This window comes from Ruegeria profundi (assembly GCF_049800715.1).
Classification (GTDB): domain Bacteria; phylum Pseudomonadota; class Alphaproteobacteria; order Rhodobacterales; family Rhodobacteraceae; genus Ruegeria; species Ruegeria profundi_A.
On the sequence record NZ_JBNAFO010000002.1, the window covers coordinates 108348 to 120150 of the forward strand.

The window sequence follows — 11803 nt, forward strand, 5'->3', positions numbered from 1 at the left end:
CCTGAGGTTCTTGCCAATGGCCGCGTCTTTCGATCCACTACTCCCGTCCGGCACACCACCGGGCGGGATTTTTGTTCCACGGAGTATTTAGATGCCCCTGTCCCATGACCAGATCACCCGGTTTCTGGAATCCGTACATCCCTATGACGCCCTGCCCGCCGACGTGCTGGATGAGATCGCAAAACAGATCGAGGTCTGGGAGGTTGACGAGGACTACCCAGTTTACGATCTGGGCCACAAACTGCCCGGCGTATTCGTGATCTATGAAGGACAGGTTGAAATCACGGATGAGAACGACGAGGTCGTTTCGCATCTGGGCTTGCGCAATTCCTTTGGTGAACGCGGGCTTCTGAAAGACGGCAAAGCCGCGACCAAGGCACGCGCCCATACTCCATCTGTGCTGATCGTACTGCCACCTGAATTGGTGCGAGAGTTGATCGACAACCACGATGTGGTCTCGAAATTCTTCGATCGCTCGCGCGGGGGCCGCAGCGGTCCGCAGAGTTTGGCGACCAGTGCCATTGATCTCCTGATGGCACACAATCCGGCCACCTGCCCGCCTGCGACCCCGGTTCGCGACGCCGCGCGCCTGATGCGCGACAAAGGGATTTCATCGCTATGCGTAACAGAGGCCGACGATCTGGTAGGCATCGCCACCTTGCGTGACATCTCAGGCAAGTTTGTTGCCGATGCGATGCCCACGGATACTCCAATCTCACAGATTATGACGCCGAACCCAACCACCCTTTCACCTTCGGATATCGGGTCCGATGTGCTGCACGTCATGATGGAGCGCGGGATCGGCCACATCCCGATTTGCGAGGGCGGACGTCTGGTCGGGGTCGTTACGCAGACAGACCTGACCCATTATCAGGCCGTGAACTCGGCCGAACTTGTTCGCCGAATTGCCCATGCCGACACTGCCGAGGAAATGGCCAAGGTCACGGCAGAAATCCCCCAGCTGCTGGTGCAGCTGGTTGCGGGTGGCAACCGGCATGAAATCGTAACACGGCTGATCACGGATATCGCCGACACTGCCACGCGTCGGCTGCTGAGTCTTGCTGAAGCCAAACTGGGGCCGCCGCCGGTGCCATACCTGTGGCTGGCCTGCGGATCGCAAGGACGACAGGAGCAGACAGGTGTGTCCGATCAGGACAACTGCCTGATACTGGACGATGCGGTGACCGAAGATGACATGGCCTATTTCACGCAACTGGCCAAACATGTCTCGGACGGGCTCGATACCTGCGGCTATTTCTACTGCCCCGGTGACATGATGGCGACCAATCCGCGCTGGTGTCAGCCGCTGCATGTCTGGCGCGACTATTTCAAGGGGTGGATCGCAAAACCAAATCCCGAAGCGCAGATGTTGGCCTCGGTTATGTTTGACCTGCGTCCTATCGGCGGCTCGTTCGAGCTGTTTGCCGATCTTCAGGCCGACACGCTGAACGCAGCCAATGCGAATTCGATTTTCGTCGCGCATATGATCTCGAATTCGCTGAAACACACCCCGCCTTTGGGGCTGTTGCGTGGGTTTGCCACCATCCGCTCGGGCGAGCATCGCAATACGCTGGATCTGAAACATAACGGCGTGGTGCCGGTGGTTGATCTGGCGCGGATTTACAGCCTGCAGGGCAAACTGCCCGAGGCCAACACCCGTGCCCGCCTGAAAGCGGCTGAGGCAGCCGGTGTCCTCAGCCCCTCGGGTGCGCGTGATTTGCTGGATGCCTATGATCTGATTGCGGAAACTCGGCTGGAACATCAGGTCGCACTGGTCAAATCCGGGGAAAAACCCGACAATTACCTGCCACCTACAAACCTGTCGGACTTTGAGCGCAGCCACCTGAGGGACGCATTTGTTGTGGTGAAAACCATGCAATCCGCCGTTGGTCACGGCAAAGGAATGCTGGGTTAAAATCGAGAGATCAGGGTCGCCCTCGGTGATCGAATTTGAAACGAAAAGAATGGGCGAGTAACGCCCGAAGGCTGGAGAAGACCAATGTTTCTGGAATTGATCGGTACGATATTTGCGGGCTTTGCCTTTGCCGGGATCGTGCTGGTGCTAAACAAGCTGACCGGCGGACGGTTGCCCCGGTGGGCCACGCCGGTTGCAGCAGGGTTGGGCATGATCGGAATGACGATTGCCAGCGAATACTCGTGGTACGACCGCACCCGCGAAACGCTGCCGGACAGTGTCAGCATCATCCAAGAGGTCGAAAGCCGCGCGATTTACCGCCCCTGGACCTATGCCGTGCCTTTCGTGGACAGGTTCGCGGCCATCGACACAGACTCGGTACGCAAGAATGAACAAGTGCCGGATGAACGGCTGGTTGAGCTCTATTTCTTTGGCCGCTGGGCACCGATCTCGAAGGTGCCAGTGGTCGTAAACTGCGCCGAAAACCTGCGGGCCAATCTGGCCGACGGGGCCGAATTTGGCGACGATGGCCGCGTTCTGAATGCCGACTGGATCAAGGCCGGGACCGGCGATCCGATCATCGAGGCCACTTGCGGAGTTTGATCATGCTGACCAAGTTGAGCCTGCGTCTGAGAATCTTTCTGTTCTTCTGCCTGTTAGCGGCTGGTGGGCTGGCGGTCAGCGCTCTGGCGCTTTGGTTCAGCTATGCCCGCGAGGGCAACCCCGCCCTTTTCGACCCGTTCCTTTTTGCCGGGATCGTGATTGCCTTTGGGCTGTTGGCCCTGATCGCCGGGGTCTGGTTGCTGTTTGACGACAACGTGGCAAAACCGATTGAGCGTCTGTCAGCCGAATTGCGCGCGCGCGCGCATGCCGGGGTCAGCAGCAACATGGATGTCCAAACGGCGAAATACTTGGGCGACCTTGCCCCGGCCGCGGCTGGGCTGGCGGATCAGCTATCGCACAAGACGCTCAGCGTGGCCGAGGCTGTCGCATCCGAGACCGCCCAGCTAGCTGCCGAAAAGAACAGGCTCACTGCCCTGTTGACCGAAATCCCGGTTGCGATGCTGCTTGCCAGCCCGAACCACAAGATCGTCCTCTATGATGCGCAAGCGGCCGAGGTTCTGGCCCAGATCGCACATCCGCGCCTGAACGCCGCGCTTGAGGACTATCTACAACCAGACGCGCTGTATGCCGCCTATTCGAAACTGGTCAAAACCGGTCAGGATGTCACCTGTACGTTGACCAGCATCGACGGAGCGCAGAGCTATTCCGCACGCGTGAAACCTTTGGGGGATGCGCCCGGATACATGCTGATTTTCGACGACAGCGCTGCGCAGATCGCCCCGGACGCAGCGCGCCCTCTTGTCTATGATTTCGATCTGTTGAACATGTCCGCCTCTGGTAGTTTCGAGGCCCAAACGATTGAAGATCTGTGCTTTGTGGTCTTTGACACCGAAACCACCGGCCTGTTGCCGCACAAGGACGAGATCGTTCAGATCGGTGCCGTCCGGGTCGTTAAAGGTCGCATCGTCGATGGCGAGCGGATCGACATGCTGGTCAATCCCGGCATCCCGATCCCAGCGGCCTCGACCAAGGTTCACAAGGTCAGCGACCAGATGGTTCAAGGCGCGCCTGACATTGGTGAGGCTGGTCGCATCTTTCACCAATTCGCACGGGACGCCGTGATTGTTGCCCATAATGCGCCATTCGACATGGCATTCCTGCGCCGTCACGCCAAGCGGATGGGTGTTGATTGGGACCACCCAATTCTGGACACTGTGCTTCTGTCTGCTGTCCTGTTTGGCGCCAGCGAGACGCATACGCTGGATGCGCTATGTGACCGTTTGGACGTAGAAATTCCCGAAGCGCTCCGCCACACGGCGCTGGGGGATGCGGTGGCCACGGCTGAGGCGCTTGTGCGGATGCTGCCCATGCTGAAAGCGCGTGATATCACGACCTTCGGCGCGATCATCACCGAGACCCGCAAACATGGTCGCTTGTTGGAGGACCTGAACTGACCTAGTTTTTCAACGTGATGAACCAAAGTTACCATGGACAATACGGAACGGTCATGGCACCTGACGATCGGGCAGAGAACAGATGTGCAATGACCGAGAAGACTTTTATCCCGACCCCTGATCAAAGCGCCGCGTTTCGTGAAGCGCTGGGGTGTTTCGGGACAGGTGTTACGGTCGTCACTACACAGACGGCACTTGGGCCGCGCGCGATCACCGTGAACTCCTTCACCTCGGTTTCACTGGACCCTCCGCTGGTCCTGTGGTGTTTGGCTAAGGAATCCAACCGGTTCGGAGCGTTTTCGGACTGCCAGCACTATTCCATCCATGTCATGGCACAAGAGCAGCAGGACCAAAGCCTGCGGTTTGCTCGGGACGGAGAAGATTTCTCTCACGCAGACTGGAGCGTAGATGAAATGGGCCGACCGCAACTGGCCGATTGCCTGGCGCGGTTTGACTGCCATCTGCATGCCTGCCACGAAGCAGGCGACCACCTGATCATGGTCGGCCATGTGGATCAGGTTATGTACCGCACGGGCCAGGGCCTGATCTTCAAGCGCGGTCAGTTCGGCGGGTTTGTGGACCTGATCTGACGACGCTTAGTCGTCAAGCGAGCCGTGAACCGCCAGCGCCTCGAGCTGGGTTTCCTGCGGAGTGATCACGCGGAACGCTTCATGCACACCACTTTCGGTCAATTCACGTGCAACGGTCAACAGTGTGTTGGCAGGGTGTTCGTCGCATAGATCGGACATATGATCTATCTCCGCTTGTGCCACGCCCATCGCGGCCTCGACCGATGGTGCGCCGTAGAATTTCACGAAATGCTCGGCCAGATTTTCGACGATCTGATCTTTCTCGGCCGGTTCGATCTGAGTGACGGCCACAAAGGTCACACGGCCAAAGGTCTCTAACCCCAGCCAGCCATTGGCGAAGGCCTGACGGGCTTTCCCTTCCAGATCGCCCTGCCCCCAGTTGGAAAACTCAAACCCGCCCGAGATGCACCATTCCCCCGTACGCGCGGGCGAGTGGAACACGTTCATGTCGCTTTCGTCGAAATGTATCGCGCGGGCCAGTTTCATCAGGTCGCCTCCAATAGGTTTGTGAGTGGGCACAGGTGGGTCTCATCCTTGTCACGGATCAACATGCCGAACCGCTCATCCGTGCCAAGGAAAACGCCCCGCCCCGCGATCGGTTCTCCGACGCCGCGCAGAAGACCAAGCCATTCACCGTGTAGCGACGCGTTGCCGTCTTCGGACCAGCGGTTGAGCCATGTCAGCATATGCCGCGACCAGCTTTCCACCAGTTGGGTTGCCGAAACCTCGGCGCAGCCCTCATCATAGAGCGCGGTGACGTCCGGCGTTTGGCCCGGCGCGTCGCTGGTTTGCAGCAGTACCAATTCCCAACCGACGACTAGCCAGTCGGGTACCTGATCGGGATCGCTGGTCGACGCGGCAACATGGAACTGCCCGCATTTCGCACCGTTCACGCAGATCAGGCCATCCCAGCCCAGATGCACCGCCACTTCTGGCGGGGCCAGAGCGCCCAGCGCATTCTGAAACCCGACAGCGCAGAGCGGCAGCATCGCCATGGCGTCCTGCAAGGCGACCTCGGGCGCGAATACGATGGCCGCGCGTAGGCGATCAGCCTGAATATTGTACACGACCGAGCCTGAATCGCAGCCCAGCGCAGCCATGGCCTGGGCCTTTTCGAACGGGTCCTCCCCACCTTTGGCGGGATGACCTGTTAGCAAGGGGGGAAAGACCGGTTCGCTCATGCGTTGCCTGCGGCGATCAGGTCGCGCGCGATCTTGCGGAACGCGTCGGCCTGCGGGCTGTCGGGCTTGCTGACCACGATAGGCGCCCCCCCGTCCGCGGCCATTCGGATATCCAGATGCAGCGGGATTTCCCCCAAAAGCGGCACGCCCAGCGCCTCGGCCTCGGAGGCAACACCGCCATGACCAAAGATATGCTCCTCATGCCCGCAGTTGGAACAGATATGGGTCGACATGTTTTCGATCATACCGAAGATCGGTGTCTTGAGCTGGTTGAACATATCGATCCCCTTGCGGGCGTCGATCAGCGCCACGTCCTGCGGGGTTGAGACAACGATGGCCCCATCCACGTGGAACTTCTGGCTGAGCGTCAGTTGCACGTCGCCGGTGCCAGGCGGCAGGTCAACGATCAGCACGTCCAGAGCGCCCCACTGCACTTGGTTCATCATCTGCTGCAGCGCACCCATCAGCATAGGGCCGCGCCAAACGACCGCCTGCCCTTCGTTGGTCATCAGACCCATCGACATCATGGTCACGCCGTGATTGCGCAGTGGCAGGATCGTCTTGCCGTCCGGGCTGGCCGGGCGTCCAGAGACACCGAGCATCCGGGGCTGCGACGGGCCATAGACATCCGCGTCAAGCAACCCGACACGTCGCCCCTCGGCCGCCAAGGCACAGGCGAGGTTCGCGGATACGGTCGATTTCCCGACCCCACCCTTGCCCGAGGCAACGGCGATAATACGATCCACTCCAGGCACAGCCTGCGGACCAGTTTGAGAGGGCTTTGGTTTCGGCTTCAAATCCGGCGGAGCCTTGTCGGAATGCGCGGTCAACATGGCCGACACTTTCGAAACCCCTTCGACCATCTGCGCAGCCTGCTCAGCGGCAGCGCGCACAGGCTCCATCCGCTCGGCCTGTTTGGGGTCGATCTCAAGCACGAAGCGCACGGTATCGCCTTCGACATTAAGGGCACGCACAACGCCCGCGCTGACGATATCCTGACCGGAAACCGGGTCAGTGATCTTTTTCAAGTTTGCAAGAACCGCGTCACGGACACTCATGCCATCATCCCCATAACCTGCCCCATCGCATGGTTGCTTTTCATTGCATGTGTCTCCGTCTCTTTTCGTTCATTTGACGCATTTGCCTTTTGGCGATTAGGCTTGGGCATGCGCTTTTTCCTTTTGTGCCTCAGCCTGACGCTCTCCGCCACCCCTTCCGGGGCGCAAGACGCGATTGGCCTGGCCAGCCCGACCGAAGTTTCGAACTCGGGCCTTTTGCAACATATTCTTCCGCGCTTTTCACTCAAGACCGGGATAAGGGTAATCAGCGATGCCGAGGGCGTTATGTCGTTGAATACCGGCGCAGAGGGCGATCCGGTCTTTGCACGTGGCAAAATTGTCTATCACCTGCGCATTCAAGGCGACCCGAAACAGGAGCGCTTTCGCGAATGGCTTTTGTCGGATATCGGCAAACGCACGATTGAAAGCTTTGCTCCGGATCAAGGCCCGCCCTTTAGCGCCAGTTTCGAGGTTGCCAGCGCCGAGGCCTCCGAAGTCATTGATGGCAATACCGCATTGGGTGAGGAGCTTTCGATGACCCATTGCGGCCGCTGTCATGTGATCGGCCCGCAGAACCGCATGAATGGGCTCGGCTCGACCCCCTCTTTCGCCGTGTTGCGCACGTTGCCAGATTGGGATGAGAGGTTTCAGGCCTTCTTCGCGCTGAACCCTCACCCGGCCTTTACGCAGATCGAAGGGCTGACGCCCCCCTTCGATCCCTCGCGTCCGTCGCCGATACACCCTGTTGAGATGACGCTGGACGATCTGGACGCCATTCTGGCCTTTGTCTCGGTCATCAGCGCAGCGGATCTGGGCGCGCCGCTGCAGCATCAATGATCCTTCCGCTTTGAGAAATAGTCATCCGTCGTCACAACCTTGGGCCGCGGCTTGGACTGGAACGGATTGTCCTGCATGTTGAACTGCGCGCCCACCCGGCAATTGTCGCACATCTGGATCATCCGCGCCTGCTCGGACGAGGCAAACATCGGGTGTATACCCGACAGCTTCTCCATGACCCGCTCAACCGTTGACTTCACGCCAAACGGGGCACCGCATTCGACACATTCAAAGGGCTCTTCCTCGTTCAGCACCTGCTGAGACAACGCGGCATCGCTCAGGTCCAGTTGGGGAACCAGCGCAATGGCATCCTCGGGGCAGATGTTTCGGCACAGGCCGCATTGCAAACAGGCGTCCTGCTGGAAGTTAAGCTGAGGTTTATCCGGGTTGTCGATCAGGGCCCCCGATGGGCACAGCGACACACAGCTGAGGCAAAGCGTACACGCATCCGTATCCACAGCGACGGCCCCATAGGGTGCGCCTTGAGGCAAGGCCAGAGGCTCTTCGGCCTTGGGGTTCAGAGCCTGCGCCGCCAACCGGGCGATTTGTCGGCGGTTGCCCAACGGTAGAACCGGGTCGGTCAGTGCCGTAGGTACGACTTGAGCATAAAGCAGATCGCTCATCGCATCCGGGTCGGCCTCATCAATAAGTCCAAGCCCCGCGACCGGCGCGATCGCCTGTGCAAGCTCCAGCTCGCGGTCCAGCGCGTCCCGCTCGGTCGTGGGGGCCAGCAGGATGTCGACCCTCGCAAAGCCGTGGGCCAAAGCGGCCAGCATCTCGGCGTGGCCGAAACCGGAAATCACACTCAACTCCATCGGAATGACATCGGCGGGAAGACCACGTCCGAACCGCGCGGCAAGTCGGATCATCTCGGCGCCGTGGGCGTCATGCACCAGCAGACGCGGCGCGGAGCCTCCGGCCCGGCGATAGGTTCGGGCCAGGACATGCATCCGCGACAGCACCGCCGACACAGGCGGGTCTTCATAGGTGATCGCGGTCGAGGGGCACAGCGCCGCGCAAGCCCCACAGCCTGCACAGATCATCGGGTCAATGGCGACATGCTCTCCGGCAGGCGTGATTGCTCCAGTCGGGCAGATATCGAGGCAATTGGTACAGGCGACCTGCTCGGCCCGCGAATGGGCACACAGAGTTTCCTCAAGACGCACATAGAGTGGTTTTTCGAACGTCCCTACCAACTGCGCTGCATCAAACGCCAGTTTGGAGACCGCCAGCGGGTCGCGCGGGTCAGCCCGCAGATAACCCTCTCGCTTAGCCGGGGCTTGAACCAGTGGCGTGTCTCCGGCCACATCAATCAGGATGTCGCAGGCCGACTGCGCCCCGTCACGCGGCTCGGTCCAGCCAAACGCCCCACGACCACCCGGGGCAATTTGCTGCAACCTTTCGATCCGCAGATTAAACCCACCCAATGCTCCCGAAACCGAACGGACCTGCCCCCGTACCACATCAAAGCTGCGGCCGATGGGCGGGGTCTCATCTCCCGTCACAACAGTCGCCGCCAGCGTGGTCGACAAACGCTCGGCCAGATCAAAGGCGACCTCAGCCGGGCCGACGATGCAACAGGTCCCCTCGCTGATTACATCAACACTGGGCGAGATGGGCATGGGCACCAACGCCTCGGCCGCCAGGGCCGCCATCTTGGGCGCCGCGTCACCGGATTGGTCAGACCAGCCTGCGCGGTCTCTCAGATCGACAAAGGCGGGCGGTTCAACCTCAAGATCCTCGGCCAGATCGCGGAACACCTCCTGCTCCTGCCCGCAGGCAATCAGCAGTTGGTCATCCCCCTTCATAAAGTCAGCAACAACACCCAGCTCTCGCGTGCAAAGGGCGGTGTGCGTCTTGCTGCACTCGAGTTCAGTGGCCGCGCCGATACGGTCGGCATCCACCTGCTGCGAGCCTTCGCAGTTACATAGAATAAGTTTGGTGGCCATGTCCCTCCCCCGGACAGCTTCCTGACTTGTTACCTTAGATGGTATCGCCCGGCTGGCAATCCAGTCTTTGTCAAACACCGCGGATCGCACATTAAATTCTTTGGGAGCGCCTGTTTTTCCTGACACAAACGCTCGGAATTTCACTTGTTAAACTTTAGTCGTACAAGAGGTTTTTCACGCGATTGAGACTTGGCAGAGCCGCCCTATGTGTACCATAGTAGACCTAGGGTAAGGCAGGGGAGAGCCTTACGGGGAGGAGCCAGTGGCCAAGGCCGCAAGCCGTATTGAAATGCCTGTTGGCGTCATCGTGCGCAAAACACCCGGGGTAACTCGCTGGGCGAAGTGGAACTGGCGCGCAGTTGCCGTGCTGCCCGGTGCAGGCCCTGCTGATTGGGTAGAGCTTCGGCGCGAAGGCGATGCGGTGGAATACCACGCCGCCACCCTACCCCTGACCCTCTGGGCCGATGAGACAGAAGCTTATATGGTTAACCTCTCCGATGGGCAGCCTTCCGTTTATCTGGTTCTGCGCAATGATCTGGACGGCAACCGCCCGATGGATGCGGCGCTGATCACTGCTTCGCCGTTCGAGGGGCAGGATTATGCAGATACTGGCGAGGAGATCGTTGAGAAAATCCCAATGACCGAAGGCCTGATCGCCTGGGTTCGGGATTTCACCTTGGAACACCACCGCGATGAGGTTTTCATCAAACGCCGTCGTGACAAGAAACGCACGGACCTTGTGGAGGACGGCAAAGGGGATGCGCGTATTCGGCAGACCTCGGACGTCTACCGCGCACCGAGGAAGGTGCTGCAATGACACAACCCCGCGATTTCTGGTCCCGCCGAAAGGCAGCCGTTCAGGCCGAAACCGAGGCCGAAGCAATCGCGGCGGAACAACAAACCATTGCGGCGCAACAAGCCGAGTTGGAAGAAAAGAGTGACGCCGAAATTCTGGCCGAGTTCAATCTGCCCGACCCCGATCAGTTGCAAGCTGGCGATGATGTGTCGGGCTTCATGGCCAAGGCAGTCCCCGACCGCTTACGCCGCCGCGCCTTGCGTCGGCTGTGGCGGCTGAACCCGGTTTTGGCCAACGTGGACGGGCTGGTCGACTACGGCGAAGACTACACAGATGCTGCCTGCGTGATCGAAAACCTCCAGACCGCTTATCAGGTCGGCAAAGGGATGTTGGCGCATATCGAGGCTTTGGCAGCCGAAGAGGATGAGCCTGAAATCGACGCCCCCGAGCCTGTCGAGGAAGAAGAACCCGCCGCGCTCGCCGAACCTGAACCAGCCCCGGAACCGATGGCTCTGGCAGCAGCGGAAGAGCCTGAGGACGAGCCATATACCCCGGCCCCGCGCCGCATGAGATTTGAATTCGAAGGATAACGGATGACCGCAAGCAACGCGCAACACATGGATATCTCGGCCGAGGATCGGCTGCGCGCGGATTTCTACAACTTCCTGGGCCTGCTGCTGGCTGGCCCGCCGGATCAATTGCTGTTAGACCAGATGGCGGGGCTAAGCGGCGATGACACCGATCTGGGTCAGGCTATTCAAGCCATGGCGCGGGTGGCCAAAGTGACCAAACCCGCCGCAGCAGAACGCGAGTTCAACGCGCTGTTCATCGGATTGGGCCGTGGTGAACTGCTGCCCTATGCCAGCTTTTACCTGACCGGGTTCCTGAACGAAAAACCTCTGGCTCAGTTGCGCAATGATATGGCCGTGCGCGGCATCACACGCGCCAAGAACGTGTTTGAGCCCGAAGATAACATCGCATCACTGATGGAGATTATGGCTGGCATGATCGTGGGCCGGTTTGGAACCGCTGCCCCGCTCGACGATCAAAAAGCGTTCTGGAACAAACATATCGGCCCTTGGGCCGCACATTTCTATTCGGATTTGGAAGCTGCCGAAGCTTCGGTTCTCTATGCCTCGGTCGGGACGGCCGGTCGGGTGTTCATGGAGATCGAGCGTGAGGCCTTCCGAATGACGGCGGCATAACCCGCCACTCACCGGCGCCCAAGAAGGCGCTAGATCGCAAATGGGAGAGGAGACACCCATGAGCAAGACCAAGGAAGAAGGCGCAACCCGCCGCGACTTCCTCAAACTGGCCGGAACCGCAGCGCCCGCTGCTGTCGCCGCCGCCAGCCTGAGCGGTCAAGCCGAAGCAGCCGAGCTGCCGACGGACGAGACCCGCATGCAGGACACCGCGCATACCCGCGCGTATCTGGAAAGCGCGCGCTTCTAAGCCGCCT

At 60.0% G+C, this 11803-nt stretch carries 13 protein-coding genes; 9 read left to right on the forward strand and 4 right to left on the reverse strand.

The annotated features are described in order from the left end of the window. Positions 1–91 precede the first annotated feature (91 nt). The 4 genes from ACP15L_RS04380 to ACP15L_RS04395 all read left to right on the forward strand — a co-directional run bounded on the left by ACP15L_RS04380 (position 92) and on the right by ACP15L_RS04395 (position 4523). A complete protein-coding gene (locus tag ACP15L_RS04380; protein ID WP_425083278.1) occupies positions 92–1915 on the forward strand; it encodes a DUF294 nucleotidyltransferase-like domain-containing protein in 1824 nt (607 codons plus the stop codon). Positions 1916–1999: 84 nt separating this feature from the next. Continuing rightward, a complete protein-coding gene (locus ACP15L_RS04385; protein WP_425083279.1) occupies positions 2000–2518 on the forward strand; it encodes a hypothetical protein in 519 nt (172 codons plus the stop codon). 2 nt (positions 2519–2520) lie between these two features. After that, positions 2521–3933: an exonuclease domain-containing protein gene (locus tag ACP15L_RS04390; RefSeq protein WP_425083280.1), complete on the forward strand. Its 1413-nt coding sequence runs from the start codon at positions 2521–2523 to the stop codon at positions 3931–3933. A gap of 89 nt (positions 3934–4022) precedes the next feature. Beyond that, positions 4023–4523, forward strand: a complete 501-nt coding sequence (locus ACP15L_RS04395; protein ID WP_425083281.1) for a flavin reductase family protein — start codon at positions 4023–4025, stop codon at positions 4521–4523. Positions 4524–4529: 6 nt separating this feature from the next. On the opposite strand, the gene ACP15L_RS04400 is transcribed toward ACP15L_RS04395, so the two are convergent. The 3 genes from ACP15L_RS04400 to ACP15L_RS04410 are packed head-to-tail and all read right to left on the reverse strand — an operon-like array spanning position 4530 to position 6762. Beyond that, entirely contained in the window at positions 4530–5009 is a 480-nt protein-coding gene (locus tag ACP15L_RS04400) for a DUF6505 family protein (protein WP_425083282.1), read from the reverse strand. After that, positions 5009–5704 (reverse strand): DUF4444 domain-containing protein, encoded by a 696-nt coding sequence (locus ACP15L_RS04405; RefSeq protein ID WP_425083283.1) that lies wholly within the window; start codon positions 5702–5704, stop codon positions 5009–5011. The genes ACP15L_RS04400 and ACP15L_RS04405 overlap by 1 nt, the downstream gene beginning before the upstream one ends. Then, positions 5701–6762, reverse strand: a complete 1062-nt coding sequence (locus ACP15L_RS04410; protein WP_425083284.1) for an Mrp/NBP35 family ATP-binding protein — start codon at positions 6760–6762, stop codon at positions 5701–5703. Before ACP15L_RS04410 ends, ACP15L_RS04405 begins: the two co-directional genes overlap by 4 nt. A 108-nt stretch (positions 6763–6870) precedes the next feature. On the opposite strand from ACP15L_RS04410, the gene ACP15L_RS04415 reads away from it, so the two are divergent. Further along, positions 6871–7599 (forward strand): hypothetical protein, encoded by a 729-nt coding sequence (locus ACP15L_RS04415; protein ID WP_425083285.1) that lies wholly within the window; start codon positions 6871–6873, stop codon positions 7597–7599. On the opposite strand, the gene ACP15L_RS04420 is transcribed toward ACP15L_RS04415, so the two are convergent. Continuing rightward, on the reverse strand, positions 7593–9548 hold the full coding sequence (locus ACP15L_RS04420; protein ID WP_425083286.1) for a 4Fe-4S binding protein: 1956 nt from the start codon (positions 9546–9548) through the stop codon (positions 7593–7595). The two genes, ACP15L_RS04415 and ACP15L_RS04420, sit on opposite strands and share 7 nt — an antisense overlap. A gap of 262 nt (positions 9549–9810) precedes the next feature. On the opposite strand from ACP15L_RS04420, the gene ACP15L_RS04425 reads away from it, so the two are divergent. The 4 genes from ACP15L_RS04425 to ACP15L_RS04440 are packed head-to-tail and all read left to right on the forward strand — an operon-like array spanning position 9811 to position 11796. After that, complete coding sequence (locus ACP15L_RS04425) at positions 9811–10365, forward strand: DUF3305 domain-containing protein (RefSeq protein ID WP_170469868.1); 555 nt, start codon at positions 9811–9813, stop codon at positions 10363–10365. Beyond that, complete coding sequence (locus ACP15L_RS04430; RefSeq protein ID WP_425083287.1) at positions 10362–10934, forward strand: DUF3306 domain-containing protein; 573 nt, start codon at positions 10362–10364, stop codon at positions 10932–10934. The genes ACP15L_RS04425 and ACP15L_RS04430 overlap by 4 nt, the downstream gene beginning before the upstream one ends. Positions 10935–10937: 3 nt before the next feature. After that, on the forward strand, positions 10938–11549 hold the full coding sequence (locus tag ACP15L_RS04435) for a molecular chaperone TorD family protein (protein WP_170551332.1): 612 nt from the start codon (positions 10938–10940) through the stop codon (positions 11547–11549). 58 nt (positions 11550–11607) lie between these two features. Beyond that, positions 11608–11796 carry a ubiquinol-cytochrome c reductase iron-sulfur subunit N-terminal domain-containing protein gene (locus tag ACP15L_RS04440; RefSeq protein WP_170376587.1) on the forward strand — a complete coding sequence of 63 codons (189 nt, stop codon included), beginning with the start codon at positions 11608–11610 and terminating at the stop codon, positions 11794–11796. The last annotated feature ends 7 nt before the right edge of the window (positions 11797–11803 follow it).

Coding starts and splice junctions, on each gene's coding strand:
- ACP15L_RS04380 (WP_425083278.1), top strand. CDS start 92: ATGCCCCTGTCCCATGACCAGATCACCCGGTTTCTGGAATCCGTACAT.
- ACP15L_RS04385 (WP_425083279.1), top strand. CDS start 2,000: ATGTTTCTGGAATTGATCGGTACGATATTTGCGGGCTTTGCCTTTGCC.
- ACP15L_RS04390 (WP_425083280.1), top strand. CDS start 2,521: ATGCTGACCAAGTTGAGCCTGCGTCTGAGAATCTTTCTGTTCTTCTGC.
- ACP15L_RS04395 (WP_425083281.1), top strand. CDS start 4,023: ATGACCGAGAAGACTTTTATCCCGACCCCTGATCAAAGCGCCGCGTTT.
- ACP15L_RS04400 (WP_425083282.1), bottom strand. CDS start 5,009: ATGAAACTGGCCCGCGCGATACATTTCGACGAAAGCGACATGAACGTG.
- ACP15L_RS04405 (WP_425083283.1), bottom strand. CDS start 5,704: ATGAGCGAACCGGTCTTTCCCCCCTTGCTAACAGGTCATCCCGCCAAA.
- ACP15L_RS04410 (WP_425083284.1), bottom strand. CDS start 6,762: ATGAGTGTCCGTGACGCGGTTCTTGCAAACTTGAAAAAGATCACTGAC.
- ACP15L_RS04415 (WP_425083285.1), top strand. CDS start 6,871: ATGCGCTTTTTCCTTTTGTGCCTCAGCCTGACGCTCTCCGCCACCCCT.
- ACP15L_RS04420 (WP_425083286.1), bottom strand. CDS start 9,548: ATGGCCACCAAACTTATTCTATGTAACTGCGAAGGCTCGCAGCAGGTG.
- ACP15L_RS04430 (WP_425083287.1), top strand. CDS start 10,362: ATGACACAACCCCGCGATTTCTGGTCCCGCCGAAAGGCAGCCGTTCAG.
- ACP15L_RS04435 (WP_170551332.1), top strand. CDS start 10,938: ATGACCGCAAGCAACGCGCAACACATGGATATCTCGGCCGAGGATCGG.
- ACP15L_RS04440 (WP_170376587.1), top strand. CDS start 11,608: ATGAGCAAGACCAAGGAAGAAGGCGCAACCCGCCGCGACTTCCTCAAA.